The organism is Streptomyces lothianensis (assembly GCF_047779955.1).
GTDB lineage: Bacteria > Actinomycetota > Actinomycetes > Streptomycetales > Streptomycetaceae > Streptomyces.
Window position 1 is genome coordinate 1 of the sequence record NZ_JBLMKT010000072.1, and the last position, 15,117, is coordinate 15,117.

General features: G+C 70.6%; 12 protein-coding genes. 6 read left to right on the plus strand and 6 right to left on the minus strand.

Annotated features, from left to right (window positions below):
• Nucleotides 1–51 precede the first annotated feature (51 nt).
• Genes ACLF6P_RS24740 through ACLF6P_RS24750 form a run of 3 tightly spaced genes read right to left on the minus strand, consistent with a single transcriptional unit; the run spans nt 52 to nt 3,971 of the window.
• Complete coding sequence (locus ACLF6P_RS24740) at nt 52–2,118, minus strand: iron ABC transporter permease (protein WP_415953046.1); 2,067 nt, start codon at nt 2,116–2,118, stop codon at nt 52–54.
• A gap of 3 nt (nt 2,119–2,121) precedes the next feature.
• Complete coding sequence (locus tag ACLF6P_RS24745) at nt 2,122–3,114, minus strand: ABC transporter substrate-binding protein (protein WP_415953048.1); 993 nt, start codon at nt 3,112–3,114, stop codon at nt 2,122–2,124.
• Nucleotides 3,111–3,971 (minus strand): ABC transporter ATP-binding protein, encoded by an 861-nt coding sequence (locus ACLF6P_RS24750; protein ID WP_415953050.1) that lies wholly within the window; start codon nt 3,969–3,971, stop codon nt 3,111–3,113. The genes ACLF6P_RS24745 and ACLF6P_RS24750 overlap by 4 nt, the downstream gene beginning before the upstream one ends.
• A gap of 251 nt (nt 3,972–4,222) precedes the next feature.
• Here ACLF6P_RS24750 and ACLF6P_RS24755 point away from each other — a divergent pair, with 251 nt between their 5' ends.
• Together ACLF6P_RS24755 and ACLF6P_RS24760 are read left to right on the plus strand one after the other, a co-directional pair.
• Nucleotides 4,223–4,648, plus strand: coding sequence for a secondary thiamine-phosphate synthase enzyme YjbQ (locus tag ACLF6P_RS24755; RefSeq protein WP_415953052.1), 426 nt, complete (start codon nt 4,223–4,225; stop codon nt 4,646–4,648).
• 92 nt (nt 4,649–4,740) lie between these two features.
• Complete coding sequence (locus ACLF6P_RS24760; RefSeq protein WP_415953053.1) at nt 4,741–5,196, plus strand: nucleoside deaminase; 456 nt, start codon at nt 4,741–4,743, stop codon at nt 5,194–5,196.
• 243 nt (nt 5,197–5,439) lie between these two features.
• On the opposite strand, the gene ACLF6P_RS24765 is transcribed toward ACLF6P_RS24760, so the two are convergent.
• Nucleotides 5,440–5,592, minus strand: coding sequence for a hypothetical protein (locus ACLF6P_RS24765; RefSeq protein ID WP_415953055.1), 153 nt, complete (start codon nt 5,590–5,592; stop codon nt 5,440–5,442).
• A gap of 99 nt (nt 5,593–5,691) precedes the next feature.
• Here ACLF6P_RS24765 and ACLF6P_RS24770 point away from each other — a divergent pair, with 99 nt between their 5' ends.
• A complete protein-coding gene (locus tag ACLF6P_RS24770; protein ID WP_415953057.1) occupies nt 5,692–6,783 on the plus strand; it encodes an NAD(P)-binding domain-containing protein in 1,092 nt (363 codons plus the stop codon).
• Nucleotides 6,784–6,796: 13 nt separating this feature from the next.
• Here the strand turns inward: ACLF6P_RS24770 and mltG are convergent, their stop codons facing one another.
• Together mltG and ACLF6P_RS24780 are read right to left on the minus strand one after the other, a co-directional pair.
• A complete protein-coding gene (gene mltG / locus ACLF6P_RS24775; protein ID WP_415953059.1) occupies nt 6,797–7,708 on the minus strand; it encodes an endolytic transglycosylase MltG in 912 nt (303 codons plus the stop codon).
• Nucleotides 7,709–7,801: 93 nt separating this feature from the next.
• The gene (locus ACLF6P_RS24780) at nt 7,802–9,661 is read right to left on the minus strand and encodes an ABC transporter ATP-binding protein (RefSeq protein WP_415953060.1); all 1,860 of its coding nucleotides are present in this window, start codon (nt 9,659–9,661) and stop codon (nt 7,802–7,804) included.
• 95 nt (nt 9,662–9,756) lie between these two features.
• Here ACLF6P_RS24780 and ACLF6P_RS24785 point away from each other — a divergent pair, with 95 nt between their 5' ends.
• From ACLF6P_RS24785 to ACLF6P_RS24795, 3 genes are all read left to right on the plus strand, one after another.
• On the plus strand, nt 9,757–10,206 hold the full coding sequence (locus tag ACLF6P_RS24785; RefSeq protein ID WP_415953062.1) for a MarR family winged helix-turn-helix transcriptional regulator: 450 nt from the start codon (nt 9,757–9,759) through the stop codon (nt 10,204–10,206).
• A 152-nt stretch (nt 10,207–10,358) separates the two neighbouring features.
• Nucleotides 10,359–13,292, plus strand: coding sequence for an FAD-binding and (Fe-S)-binding domain-containing protein (locus ACLF6P_RS24790; RefSeq protein WP_415953064.1), 2,934 nt, complete (start codon nt 10,359–10,361; stop codon nt 13,290–13,292).
• Between the two features lie 346 nt (nt 13,293–13,638).
• Nucleotides 13,639–15,096 (plus strand): Gfo/Idh/MocA family protein, encoded by a 1,458-nt coding sequence (locus tag ACLF6P_RS24795; RefSeq protein WP_415953066.1) that lies wholly within the window; start codon nt 13,639–13,641, stop codon nt 15,094–15,096.
• Nucleotides 15,097–15,117: the final 21 nt, after the last annotated feature.

Here is a 15,117-nt window from a genome sequence, read left to right on the forward strand (position 1 = left end):
CGGACCCGGACGACTCATACCCAACTAACGACGAATCTCCGACTCAGGTCACTAGCGGCGGGTTCGTACCAGGAGGAAGAGGAAGTACGGCGTGCCGATGATCGCGGTCATCAGGCCCGCGCCCAATTGCGCGGGCGCGATGACCGTACGGCCCACCACATCGGCCGCGCACACAAGGAGCGCACCGAGCAGCACCGAGACCGGGACGACGCGGGCGTGCTGCCGCCCGACCAGGGCGCGGGCCGCGTGCGGGGCGACCAGGCCGACGAAGGCGATGGTGCCGGCGGCGGCCACCGCGGTCGCGGTGAGCAGCACGGCGAGGACGAGGAAGCCGAGCCGTCCCTTGCTGAGTCCCAGGCCGAGCAGGCGCGGGGTGTCCTCGTCCAGCGAGACCAGGTCCAGCTCGGTGCGGCGGGCCACGGCGATGGCCACGCCGGCCGCGAGGACGACCGCGAGCGGCAGCGTGTCGACGAAGGTGCGGCCATAGGTGGAGCCGGAGAGCCAGGTGAGGGCCTTGGTCGCGTTGAACGGATCGGTGAGGATGATCATCAGGGTGGTCAGTGCGTACCCGGCGGTCGCCATGCCGAAGCCGACGAGCACCACGCGGTTCTGCTGGAATCCGCCCTTGGCCGAGAGTCCGAAGACGACCGCGGAGGTGACCGCCGCACCGGCGAGCGCCGCGACGGCCACCGCCCAGGCACTGGCCAGCGGAACGGTGGTGACGAGCAGCACCGCGCCGACCGCCGCACCGTTGGTGACACCGAGGGTGCCGGGTTCGGCGAGCGGATTGCGGGTCACGGCCTGGATGAGGGTGCCGGCGAGCGCCAGCGCGCCGCCCGCCAGGAGCGCCGCGGTGACCCGCGGGATGCGGGTGTCGAGGACGAACGACACCGTCCGGCCGGCCTGGCCCTGCGCCCAGTTGAGGACGTCGCCGAGCAGCAGTTTCGCATCGCCGAGCAGGACGGAGGCGAGGGTCACGCCCACCAGGGCGGCGATGAGGACCGCGGTGGTGGTCAGGAACACGGCGCGGCTGCGGATGCGCAGCCGGTCGGCCCCGACCGAGTCGCCCGCGTCCTTGACCCGGGAGGCGAGCGCGACCAGGAACAGGGCACCGAAGAGGCTGGTGACGATGCCGGTCGGCACGGCGACCGCGGTGTCGTCGGGTACGAGCAGGCGCAGTACGACATCGGAGCCGAGCACGAGGGCGGCTCCGCTCAGCGCGGCGAAGGGCAGGCTCGCCCGCGACTTGTTGAAGGCGCGCAGACGGCGGGCGAGGAAGCGTACGAGCGCGGGGGCGCAGAGGCCGACGAATCCGACCGGACCGGCGAGGGTGACGGCGGCGGTCGAGAGCAGCGCCGCCAGGGTCACGGCCGTGATCCGGGTGGAGCGCACCGGGACGCCGACTCCCTTGGCGGCGTCGTCGCCGAGCGCGAGGGCGTCGACGCGGCGGGCGAGCAGCATCAGTCCGGCGAGCGCCACGAGCGCGACGGGGAGCACCTGCAGGATGCCGTCGTAGCCGCTCTGCGCGATGCTGCCCTGGTTCCACTGGCGCAGGCCCTCGGTCTCCAGCGGGAAGAGCAGTTGCAGGCCCTCGGTCAGGTTCAGAAGGCCGAGAGTGAGGGCGGTGCCCGCGAGTACGAGCCGTACCGTACCGGCACCCAGCCCGGACAGGGCGAGGACCAGCGCACCCGCCGCGAGACCGCCGAAGAAGGCGACGCCGGACGAGGCGAGCATCGGCAGCGAGATGCCGGTGGCCGTGACGAGGCCGAGCGCGAAGTACGAACCGGCGTTGACCGCGAGGGTGTCGGGCGAGGCGATCACATTGCGGGTCACGGACTGCAGGGTGTGACCGGCCATGCCGAGTACCGCGCCGACGAGCAGTCCGGCGATCATGCGGGGCAGCCGGGAGGCGACGACCACGGAGGAGTCGCCCGCGTCGGCCTGCCCGGTGAGCGCCTTCCAGACCTCGGCGGCGCCCACGTCGGCGGTGCCCTGGGTGATGTCGACGGCCGCGAGGGCGGCCACGACGAGGACGAGGAGGGCCGTCACCGCGGCCGCGCCCGTACGGGACGGTGCCGTCTGCGGACGGGTGGCGGGGGTGGTTGCGGTGACGGCCATCGGTTACTTCGTCAGCGCCTTCACGAGGCCGTCGATGTACGCGCTCATGGAGCCGGGGCCGCCGAACATCCAGATGCCGTCGTCGAGGCGGTGCACATTGCCCTCCTCGACGAAGGACAGGGAGGTCCACACCTTGTCGTCGGCGAGGATGCCGGTGAACGGGGTGCTGGCCTTGTCGCCCTCGTTGCCGATGTAGGCGAAGTGGACGTCCTCGGGCAGCTTGGTCAGGCCTTCGACGTCGGTCTGGCCGAGGCCGTACGCCGGGTCACCCTCGACGGTCCAGGCGTTCTTGAGGCCGAGCTGTTCGTTGATGCCGCCGAGCAGGGAGCCGCTGGTGAACGGGCGGATGGCGGCCTGGTTGGAGACGACGTAGCCGTCGGCGAAGGCGATGTTCGCGCCTTCGAGGCCGGCGTCGGCGAGCGCCTTCTTCCCCTCGTCGATCTTCGCCTGGAAGTCCTTCTTTACCTCGGCGGCCTTGTCGGTGGTGCCGGTGGCCTCGGCGATGAGGTCGAGGTTCTTCGTCATCTGGCCGACCGGGTCCTTGGCGTCGGCGGGCTTGATCGTGATGACCTTGCCGATGCCCTTGAGCTGCTTGATCGCGGCCTCGGGCAGGTCGGTGGTGGCGACGATGAGGTCGGGGGCGAGCGCGGCGATGGAGTCCATGCTGGGCTCACCGCGGGTGCCGACGTCCTTGGCGTCGTTCGTCAGCGGGACGGCCTGGTCCCACTGCTTGTAGCCCTTGACGTCGGAGACGCCGGCCGGGTCGACGCCGAGCGTGATCAGCGTCTCGACGACGTTCCACTCGGTGGCGACGACCTTCTTCGCCGGGGCGTCGAGCTTCACCTTGGCGCCGGTGCCGTCGGTCAGGGTGATGGCCTGGCCGGCGGAGGACTTCTTGTCGTCCTTCTTGTCGGCGGCGGGCTCGGTGGTTCCGCAGGCGGACAGGGTGAGAGCAGCTGCCGTGGTGGCGGCCGCGGCAAGGAGGATGCGCCTCATGACTGGGTGGTGAGCCTTTCGCTTCGCGAGTGGTGGCGGCCTATCGCGCGGGTGCGCAGCCGGCCGGTGAGGGGGTCGGTGTCGACCTCGATGCGGATGCCGTACGTGTCGGTGAGCCGCTCGGCGGTCAGTACGTCCTCGGGTTCGCCGTCGGCGATGACCCGGCCGTCGCACAGCAGCACGATCCGGTCGCCAACGGACGCGGCCTGGTCGAGGTCGTGCAGGACGGCGCCGACGGCGATGCCGTGGCCGTCGGCGAGATCGCGCATGAGATCGAGGAGTTCGACCTGGTAGCGCAGGTCGAGGTGGTTCGTCGGCTCGTCGAGCAGCAGTACGCCCGTCTCCTGGGCGAGGCAGCCGGCGAGCCACACGCGCTGCAACTGACCGCCGGAGAGGTGTTCGACGCCGCGTTCGGCGAGGGAGGTCATGTCCGTCATGCCGAGCGCGCGGTCGACCGCGTCCTTGCCGCCCGGATCGGTTCCGCCCCAGCGGCCGCGGTACGGGTAGCGGCCGAACTCGACGACATCGCGCACCGTCAGACCGCTGGGCGTGGGCCTGCCCTGGGTGAGCAGGGCGACGCTGCGGGCGAACTCCCGGGGGCTCAGGGCCAGTCCGTCGGTGTCCTTGTCGAGCGTGAGGCGCGCGGTACGGGGCCGCTGCAGCCGCGCGATGGTGCGCAGCAGCGTCGACTTGCCGCTGCCGTTGGGGCCGACGAGCACCGTGACCTCGCCGGGGCGCAGCGTCATCGAGGCGTCATGGACGACATCGACGCCGTCATAGGCCACGGTGACACCCGTGGCCGACAGCTCATGTCCGCGGGGACGCCCGGCCGCGGAGCTCTCTTCAACAACACGCACGCCGGAAGGTTAGCCTAACCTTAGGATTCGGCCAATCAGGGGGGTGTCTCGGCCATCCCGGAGTCAGGCATCCGCGGCACTCCCAGGAGGCCTCACCCTGACGTTGAGCCTTAACCCTCCCCTGAGGCGTGACGCTTCCCCCTCCTTCGAACCCCCCTCCGAACCCCTCCTTCGAACGCGGGGGCGACCCGGGCGGCCGATTCTTCGAACGCGGGGGCGACCTCGGCGGCCGTTACCGGGACAATGACCGCATGTCCGATGCATTCACGAGCCGTGTCCTCCAATTGTCCACCGGCACCTCGGAGCGGGTGGTCGACCTGACCCGCGACTGCGAGAACTTCCTGCGCGAGGTCGCCGCCGGGCGCGACGGACTCCTCAACATCTTCGTCCCGCACGCCACGGCCGGGATCGCGGTCATCGAGACGGGCGCGGGCAGCGATGACGACCTGCTCCACACACTGCACACCCTGCTCCCGGCCGACGACCGCTGGCAGCACGCCCACGGCTCCCCCGGCCACGGCCGCGACCACGTCCTGCCGGCCCTGGTGGCCCCGCACGCCACGCTGCCGGTCATCGAGGGAAGCCTGGAACTGGGCACGTGGCAATCGGTGTGCCTGGTGGACACGAACGTGGACAACGTGACCCGCCGCGTCCGGCTGAGCTTCCTCGGCGGGTGAGCGGCGGTTGACTGTCCTTGACGGATGAACAGGCCGGTGCACAGGCGCACCGGCTCGCCGGATGGCGACGAACGGTTCCCCGGGAGGCGACAGTGTCCGGATTCGAGGAGCTGATGCGGCACGCGATCAGGCAGGCACGCCTGGGAGCCGCGGAGGGCGGGATCCCGATCGGCGCGGCACTCGTCTCGGGCGACCGCCTGCTCGCCGTGGGACGCAACAGGCGCGTCCAGAAGGCGAGTCCGATCCTGCACGCGGAAATCGACTGTCTGGAGCGGGCCGGCCGGCAGCCGGCCGCCGTCTACCGACGGACGACCCTCTTCACCACACTGTCACCGTGCTTCCTGTGCGCGGGAGCGGTGCTCCTCTACGGGATCCCCCGCGTGGTCATCGGCGAGAACCGCACGTTCTCGACCAGCGAAGAACTGCTCAGCAGCCATGGGGTGCAAGTCGTGGTCCTCGACCTCGACGCATGCACCGAGCTGATGCAGGAGTTCATCACCGCGCACCCCGACCTCTGGAACGAGGACATCGGGAACGACGGCGGCTGAGCAGGCATCGGGGCAGAGCCCGTCGGCCGGAGCCGAAGGCGTGGATGAACATCAACTCAGGCATGGAGGACCTCGGTGCTCGAAGCTGCCGGCATGCAATCCGTCAGACGTGCTCAGGTGTCGTCGCAGGCCTGAGCACCGCCGCCAACTGTCCCACGAGCGTGGCGAACGGCATGTCCAGCGCACCGCAGACCCGCCGACGATCCGGTCCGCGTTGCCGGCGAGGACGCCACCGCGTGCGGATCAGTGGCTGAAGACGACGCCGTTGTGGTGCAGGCGCAGCAGGCCGGTCTCACGCTTGGCCGCCCGGAAGGCGTCGGAGGCGCCGACGGCGGCCTGCAGCTCGTTCCAGGGCGTACGGCCGACCACCGCCGAACCGCCCGGTCGCGAGATCACGCCCATCCCGCCCCTGAGCCCGCGGACCGTCGGATGCCACCGCTGCAAGGTCTATCCGAAGCCGGGAAGAATCGGACCCCGCCAGGAGTTAGTAGAACTGTGAACTACATCGGTGCAGCAGATGCGCGGCAGGTCGACGTCGTGGTGATCGGCGCTGGCCAGGCCGGTCTCTCGGCCGCGTACCACCTGCGACGCACCGGCCTCGAGCCGGAGCGTGACTTCGTGGTGCTCGACCACGCGCCGCGGCCGGGAGGCGCCTGGCAGTTCCGGTGGCCCAGCCTGACGTACGGCCGAGTGCACGGGATGCATGCACTCCCGGGCATGGAGCTCGCCGGTGCGGACGGCTCGCGCCCCTCCTCCGAGGTGATCGGCGAGTACTTCGCCGCCTATGAGGTGACCTTCGGGCTGCGCGTGCACCGCCCCGTGCACGTGACCGCCGTACGTGAGGGAGAAGGCGGGCGACTGCTGGTCGAGAGTTCCGAGGGCACGTATGCGACTCGGGCGCTGATCAGCGCGACGGGCACCTGGGACCGCCCGTTCTGGCCGCGCTACCCGGGCCAGGAGACCTTCCGCGGGCGGCAGTTGCACACCGCGCAGTACCCCGGGCCCGAGGAGTTCGCCGGGCTGCGGGTCGTGGTCGTCGGCGGAGGCGCTTCGGGGACCCAGCATCTGCTGGAGATCGCGCCGTACGCGGCGTCCACCACCTGGGTCACCCGCCGCGAACCCGTCTTCCGCGAGGGGCCGTTCGGCGCCGAGCAGGGGCGGGCGGCCGTGGCGCTCGTCGAGGACCGGGTGCGTCAGGGCCTGCCGCCGCACAGCGTGGTGTCGGTGACGGGGCTGCCCGTGAACGACGCAATTCGGCAGGGACTGGCGGACGGTGTGCTCGACCGGCAGCCGATGTTCGCGCGGATCACGCCTGACGGTGTGGCCTGGGCGGACGGCCGGGAGGTACGGGCCGATGTGATCCTGTGGGCCACCGGCTTCCGCCCGGTCGTCGACCATCTCGCACCGCTGCGGCTGCGCGAGAGCGGCGGCGGGATCCGGCTCGACGGCACCTTGGTCGTGCGCGACCCGCGGATCCACCTCGTGGGGTACGGGCCTTCGGCCAGCACCATCGGCGCGAACCGTGCGGGACGGGCGGCTGTCACCCGGGTCCGGCAGCTTCTCGAGCCGGTGCCCGCGCCCGTGTAGTGACCCCGCTCGGTCAGCCGGTCGAGCCGTTCTTGGCCTGCGCCTGCTTCTCGCCTTCCGCCTCGGCCTGCTGCTCGGCCACCTTCTGTGCCCGCCGATGCGCGTTGAACTCCTCCACGTTGCGGAGGTGTTCGGCGTAGTCGGCGGTGAAGCGGGTGTCTCCCGGCTTGACCGTGACGAAATACAGCCAGTCGCCCTGCGGCGGGTCGAGCGCGGCCGCGAGGGCCTCGTCGCCCGGGTTGGCGATGGGTGTGGGCGGCAGACCGGTCTGCGCATACGTGTTGTAGGGGCTGTCGAGGTTGGTGTCCGCGGTCGTGGTGTCCACCGTCGAGCGTTTCAGGGCGTAGTTGATGGTCGAGTCCATCTGCAGCGGCATCCCGCGCTGCATCCGGTTGTAGACGACCCGGGCCACCCTGCCCATGTCCTCGGCGTTGTCCGCCTCGGCCTGCGCGATGCTGGCGATCGTCACGGCCTGGTAGACGGAGACCTCGTACTCGCGGGCCGCGCTGCGCACCTTCTGCGCGCCGAAGCGCTTGTTGGCCGTGTCGACCATGTACGTGAGCAGCGAGGCCGGAGTCGTCGCCTCGTCGATCGGGTACGTGGCGGGGAACAGGTAGCCCTCGGGGTGCCCGGCCGCCTCGCCGGGCAGTTTGAATCCGATCGCGTGCGCGGACTTCCTGGCGGTCCCGGGCTTCGCCTCCAGCGCCTTGTCGATGGCCGCGTACACCTCGGAGGTGCGCCAGCCCTCGGGCACGAGCAGGGTCTTCGCCTCCTGCCGCGGCGCGGCTTCCTCGCGGTCGGCGAGGCCGTGGTCGAGCAGGACGACGCCACTGGCCGCGGCGCCGGCGAACAGGGCGCCGGTCACGGAGAGTGCGGTCTTGCCTCTGCGGGTGAGGCGGATCCTGCCCCGGCTTTCGTTGCGCATGCGGGCACGCTAACCCCGGGCGGTGCGTAAATCCGACATTCGCGGCGGTCGCGTGCCCTGGATGGCCCCCTACGCCACGGGTGTCACGGACCGCTACGCCACCGGTGTCAGCTCCCGGCCACCGGACGCGCCCGGTTCGGGGCCCGTGGCGGACTCGCCCTGTGCGTCGCGGTGCACGAGGGCCGCGTACCGGCCGTTTCGCTCCATGAGCTCGGCATGCGTGCCGCGTTCGGCGACCCGGCCCGCGTCGAGCACGAGGATCTCGTCGGCGGCGCGGATCGTGGAGAGCCGGTGGGCGATGGTGATCGTGGTGCGGTCGGCGGACAGGGCGTCGATCGCCTCCTGCACGGCGCGTTCGGTCCGCGTGTCGAGCGCGCTGGTGGCCTCGTCGAGGATGAGCACCGGCGGGTCGCGCAGGATCGTCCGCGCGATGGCCAGGCGCTGCTTCTCGCCGCCGGAGAAGCGGTGGCCACGCTCGCCGACCACGGTGTCGTAGCCCTCGGGCAGCGAGGCGATGTGCTCGTGGATCTGTGCCGCCTTCGCCGCCTCGTACAGTTCCTCGTCGCTCGCGTCCGGTTTGGCGAAGCGGAGGTTGTCGGCGACGGAGGCGTGGAAGAGGTACGTCTCCTGGGAGACGAGACCGACGGTGTCCGCGAGGCTGTCGAAGGCAAGTTCGCGCACGTCCACGCCTTCGATGGTGACCCGGCCGCCGGTGACGTCGTACAGGCGGGGCACGAGCGAGCCGAGCGTGGACTTGCCCGAACCGGTCGGGCCGACCACGGCGAGGGTGGCGCCCGCGGGCACGGTGACGTCGATGCCGTCCAGGACGGGGGCCGATCCGGGCTCGTAGCGGAACTCGACGTCCTCGAAGCGGACCTCGCCCTTGGCCTGCCGCAGGCGTACGGGTTCGGCGGGCTCGCGGATGTCGACGGGCAGATCGAGGTACTCGAAGATGCGCTGGAAGAGCGCGAGCGAGGTCTGGATCTGGACGCCGGTCGACAGGAGGCTGACCGTGGGCCGGAACAGGCCCTGCTGGAGCGAGACGAAAGCGACGAGGGTGCCGAGCGAGACCGCCGGACCGCCCATGTGCTGGGCGAGGCCCGCGGCCCAGTACAGGAGCGCGGGCAGGGCGGCCATGACGATGCCGATCGTGGACATCCGCCAGCGGCCGGCCATGCTGGCCTTGACCTCGAGGTCGATCAGTTCCTCGGACTCGTCACGGAAGTTGCGGGTCAGCGAGTCGGAGCGGCCCATGGTGCGGCCCAGCAGGATGCCGCTGACGGAGAGCGATTCGGTGACGGTGGCTGCCATCGCGGCCATCTGCTTCTGACGTCTGGTGGTGATCTTCTTGCGCTCGTTGCCGACCTTGCGGCTGATCATCACGAACACCGGCAACAGGAACAGGGAGACGAGGGTGAGCCGCCAGTCGAGGGCGAGCATGGCGGCGACGGTGGCGACGACCCCGGTGAGGTTCTGCACGAGGGAGGTCGCCGTGGAGGTGACGGTGGCCTGCATGCCGCCGATGTCGTTGGCGATGCGGGACTGCACCTCGCCGGTGCGGGTGCGGGTGAAGAAGGCCAGGGACATCTGCTGGAGGCGGCCGTAGACCGCGGTGCGCAGATCGTGCATGACGCGCTGGCCGACCTTGGTGGAGATCAGGGTCTGCAGGACACCGAAGACCCCGCCGACGACGGCGGCGAGGATCATGCCGAGGGCGAGCAGGCTGAGCAGCCCGGTGCGCCCCTGGGGCAGCGCGGTGTCAAGGATCTCCTTGAGCAGGAACGGGGTCGCGACGGAGACCAGGGAGGACGCGGCGACCAGCAGGGCGACCACGGCGAGGCGACCGCGGTAGGGGCGGAAGAGCCGGGCGATGCGGCGCAGCTCGTGCGGTTTGCCCGGATCGCGGGCCGGGGCGGACCAGGCGCCTTCGAGGTCGGTATGGGCGGGCTTCATAAGCCTCCTAAGGCATGGGGCGATGAGAACACGCGAGGAGCATAGCTCATTGTTACCTATATTCACAATGAGCGTTGTCCTGATACCCTCACCCCATGACCGACCAGGCCACGGACCGCGACGGCCACCTCGCGGAACAGCTGCTCCGCCTCACCCGCCGGATGCACCGCGTCAACAAACGCTGCCTCAAGGACTCGGGGCTCGGGATCACCCCGGCCCAGTCCCGGCTCCTGCGCGCCCTCGCGCACTACGACAGGCCGCCGCGGATGGCCGATCTCGCGGCCCGGATGGAGGTCGTACCGCGGGCCGTCACCACCCTGGTGGACGGCCTGGAAGAGAGCGGCCGCGTGCGGCGCGCGCCCGACCCTGACAACCGCCGCGTCATCCGGATCGAGCTGACCGACGCCGGCCGTGCGGCCCTGGCCAGTCTGCGCGACGCGCGCCGGCAGGCGGCACAGGACATCCTGGCTCCATTGACCGCCGAACAGCGCGAGGTGTTCGGCGGTCTCCTCTCCGCCCTGGTGGACGAGCCCGGGCCGCACTGACCGCACCCCGCGGCCCGCAACGCCGCGGTCCGGAAACGGCCGGGTATCGGGCCGGAGGCGGGCCGGGAGCAGCCGGCAGGCGGCCGCCCCGGACTCGCCGCCCCCGGACGCGGCCGCAGGAGAGGCAGCCGACCTACGCCGAGGAGCGCGCCATGCCCCTGCTGGAGCCGAACCCCGACGCGCTGCGCCCGCGCCTGCCCCGCGGCAGCTCTTCACCCGACCGGGTGCAGGACGGCGCGGCGAGTGGCACCCCCGAGCCACTGCGCGGCGAGCTGACCGCGCTGCTCGGAGCGGACAAGGTGCTCTGCGGCATCTCCGATCTGGTGCGCTACGCCTCCGATGCGAGCCCCTACCGGTTCGTGCCGCAGGTCGTGGTGGTCGCCGAGGACATCGACGATGTGTCCGCGGTCCTCTCGTACGCCCGCGGCAAGGGCCGTCAGGTGGTGTTCCGCGCGGCCGGGACCTCGCTGAACGGGCAGGCGCAGGGCGAGGACATCCTGGTCGACGTACGCAGGCACTGGACCGGGATCGAGGTGCTCGACGAGGGTGCGCGGGCGCGCATCGGGCCCGGCACGACGGTCCTGCGGGCCAATGCCACGCTCACGCGGTACGGGCGGGTGCTCGGTCCGGATCCGGCGAGTGCGATCGCGTGCACGCTCGGCGGGGTCGTCGCCAACAACGCCTCAGGGATGACGGCCGGCACCACCCGCAACTCGTACCGCACGCTTGCCTCGCTCACTTTCGTCCTGCCGAGCGGCACGGTCGTGGACACCGGCGAGGCGGATGCCGACGAGCGGCTGGCGCAGGCGGAACCGGCGCTGTGCGATGGCCTGCTCACGATCAAACGGGAGATCGAGTCGGATCCGGAACTCGTGCGGCGGATCCGCGCCAAGTACGCGATCAAGAACACCAACGGCTACCGGCTCGACGCCTTCCTCGACGGCGCCACCCCGGTGGAGATCCTGCGCGGTCTGATGGTGGGCTCGGAAGGCACCTTCGGCTTCATCTCGGAGGTCGTCTTCGACACGCTGCCGCTCGACCGGCAGGTGTCCTCGGCATTGCTGTTCTTCCCCACGCTCAGCGACGCGGCGGCCGCGGTGCCGCTGTTCAACCAGGCGGGCGCGCTCGCGGTCGAGCTGATGGACGGCAACACGCTGCGGGCCTCGGTGAGCGTCCGGGGCGTGCCACAGGACTGGGCAGGCCTGCCGAAGGAGACCACGGCGCTCCTCGTGGAGTTCCGCGCACCGGACGAGAAGAGGCTGGCCGCGTACGAGACGGCTGCCGAGCAGCTGCTGGAGCGGCTCGAACTGGTACAGCCGGTCTCCTCCGTGACGAACGCGTTCACCCGGGACGCCCGGACCGTCGCGGGCTACTGGAAGGCGCGCAAGGCCTTCGTGACGGCGGTCGGAGGCTCCCGCCCCTCCGGTACGACGCTGATCACCGAGGACTTCGCGGTTCCGCCCGAGCGGCTGGCCGAGGCCTGCACTGCCCTGCGAGAACTGCAGACGCGCCACGGCTTCGACGCCGCGGTCGCCGGTCACGCCGCGCACGGCAATCTGCACTTCCTGCTGGCCTTCGACGCGGCGAAGCCGGTGGACGTGGAGCGCTACGCCGCCTTCATGGACGACTTCTGCCGGCTGACCGTCGAGCGCTTCGACGGCTCGCTCAAGGCCGAGCACGCCACCGGCCGCAATATCGCTCCGTACCTCGCCCTCGAATGGGGCGAGCGGGCCACCGGGCTGATGTGGCGGATCAAACAGGTCATCGACCCCGACGGAGTGCTCGCGCCGCGCATCGTGCTCGACCGCGATCCGAAAGCCCATCTGCGCGGCCTGAAAACCATTCCTCGGATCGAGGCGATCGCGGATCCGTGCATCGAGTGCGGCTTCTGCGAACCGGTCTGCCCCAGCCACGACGTGACCACCACACCACGCCAGCGGATCGTGCTGCGCCGCGAGATGATGCGGCAGCCGGCCGGTTCACCGGTCGAGAGCGGCCTCGTCGAGGCGTACGGCCATGACGCCGTGGACACCTGCGCGGGCGACTCGACCTGCAAGCTCGCCTGTCCGGTCGGAATCGACACCGGCCTGATGATGAAGCACCTGCGCCACCACCGGCACTCACCGCGCGAGGAGCGGATCGCGGCGCTCGCGGCGAGCAACTTCCGCGCGGTCGAGGCCTCGGCCCGGCTCACGGTGGCGGCCGCCGAGAAGATCGGCGACCGGCTGCTCACCTCGGTGACGCGCGCCGCGCGCAAGGCGGTACGGCCCGACCTCGTGCCCGAGTGGCTGCCGGAGATCCCGGGCGCGGCCGCCCGCGGGCTCCCGCCCACCTCGCGTACGGAAGCGAGTGCTGTCTACTACCCGGCCTGCGTGAACCGGATCTTCGGCGGACCCGACGGGCGCCGGGGCCCCTCGCTCGCGCAGTCCGTCGTCGCCGTATCGGCACGGGCCGGAAAGCCCGTTTGGATCCCCTCGGACGTGGCCGGAACCTGCTGTGCCACGATCTGGCACTCCAAGGGGTACGAATCGGGCAACGCCGTCATGGCCAACCGCATCGTCGAGGCGGCCTGGGGCTGGACGGCGGGCGGGAGGCTGCCGCTGGTCGTGGACGCCTCCTCGTGCACCCTCGGCATCGCCCACGAGGTGGTGCCGTATCTGACCGAGGACAACCGGGAGCTGCACGCCGAGCTGGACATCGTCGACTCCCTGGTCTGGGCCGCCGATGAGCTGCTCCCCCGCCTCACCGTGCACCGCAAGGTGGGCTCCGCGGTGGTACATCCCACGTGTTCCATGCGGCACCTGGGCGATGAGGAGCAGCTGCGGACCCTGGCCGGGGCATGCGCCGACGAGGTCTTCGTACCGGACGACGCGGGCTGCTGCGGCTTCGCCGGCGACCGCGGCATGCTCCTCAGGGAACTGACCGAATCCGCCACGGCGCACGAGGCGGCGGCGGTGACTTCACGCCACTTCGATGCGCATCTCTCGGCGAACCGCATGTGCGAGATCGGCATGGACCACGCCACGGGCCGCTCCTACCACTCCGTGCTGATGGAACTCGAGCGGGCCACACGTCCGACGAGCTGAGGGTGTCGGCTGCCGAAGCTGCCCCGGTCCGCCACGGTGGACCGGGGCAGTCCGTTTTCCGGCTGTTGTGCGCACGCCGATGTTCGTACATGCGTGGCTGCCCGCGCTCTCCTGCGCGAACTCACGTCACCGGGCCTGCTCGCCGGTGAATTGACTGGGCATCAGGAACCGTCTGTTGTCTGCCTATTACGGGGCAAAGCCATCCACAGATGTTCACGCCAAGTCCAAGATGGTGCGCAGGAAGTCCAACTCCCCGTCCGCTTGGGACCCTTGCGCCCCACAGCCCGCGCGGCGAGGGTGGCTGGCGCCGTTGCTTCACCCATCCCCGCCTGACGACGGAGGTCCGATGAACGACGAGAACGCCATCCCCACCCCCGACAAGTCCGATGTTTCCGAGGAGGGGCTGTCCCGCCGTTCGGCACTGCGTGCCGCGGGGATCGCGGGCGCCGCGGGTATCGGCCTGAGCGCACTGGGCAGCGCCTCCGCGCACGCGGACGGTGCGGCGACCATGCCGTCCGGCGCGGCGGCCGCGTCGGACGGCATGGCGCAGGGAGGACACGGCAGCACGATGGTCAACGTGCCGTTCGAGGAGCGCAGCACCGTCCGGGTCGGCATCATCGGCCTCGGCAACCGCGGCGGCAGCATGATCAACCTGTTCCTGGCGATACCAGGGGTGCGGGTTGTGGCGATCTGCGACCCCGTCAAGGACAAAATCGAGCGGGCCGCGAAGAAGGTCACGGACGCGGGGCAGCCGGCACCCGGGATGTACGCCAAGGGTGATCACGACTTCGAGAACCTGTGCCGGCGCTCGGATCTGGACTTCGTCTATGTGGCGACGCCCTGGGACTGGCACTTCGAGATGGCGAAGACTGCCATGCTGAACGGCAAGCACGTGGGCGTGGAATGCCCGATCGCCATGGAGCTCGGGCAGCTGTGGGAGCTGGTGAAACTCTCCGAACGCACCCGCCGGCACTGCATGCAGCTGGAGAACTGCTGCTACGGCAAGAACGAGATGCGGGTCCTGCGCATGGCACACGCCGGGCTCTTCGGTGAACTGCTGCACGGCGCGGGCGCCTACAACCACGATCTGCGCGGCCTGATGTTCCATCCCACGTACTACGAAGGCCCCTGGCGGCGGCTGTGGCACACGCGGCTGCTCGGCGACCTGTACCCGAACCATGGTTTCGGGCCGGTCTCCAACTACATGGACATCAACCGCGGCGACCGCGTCACACACATCTCCAGCTTCGGCACCCCGGCGCTCGGCCTCGCCGAGTACCGCGAGGCCAGGATGCCGCCGGGGCACCCGAGCTGGAAGGAGACCTACATCGAGTCGGACCGCACGATCAGCTTGGTGCAGACGGCCAAGGGCCGTGTCATCCGCCTCGAACACGATGTGTCCACCCCGCACCCGTACAGCAGGATCAACAGCCTCGGCGGTACGAAGGGGGTCTTCGAGGACTACCCCTCACGCATCTACCTGGAGCCGGAGCACACCGACCACACCTGGCACGACTTCGGCGACTACGCGGACTGGGACCACTGGCTGTGGAAGGAGCACTCCGACCCGCCCGGCGGCCACGGCGGCATGGACTACATCATGGTCTACCGGCTGATGCAGTGCATGCAGCTCGGCCTGGTCCCCGACTTCGACGTGTACGACGCGGCCACCTGGACCGCGCCGGTGCCGCTGAGCCATCTGTCCATCAGGGCCAAGGGCGAGCCGCAGGAGATCCCGGACTTCACCCGCGGTGAATGGCGGCACAAGCGTTCGGGCGTCGACTCGGAGAAGCCCTCCGCGTAGTCGGAGGAGCCTCCGCGTAGC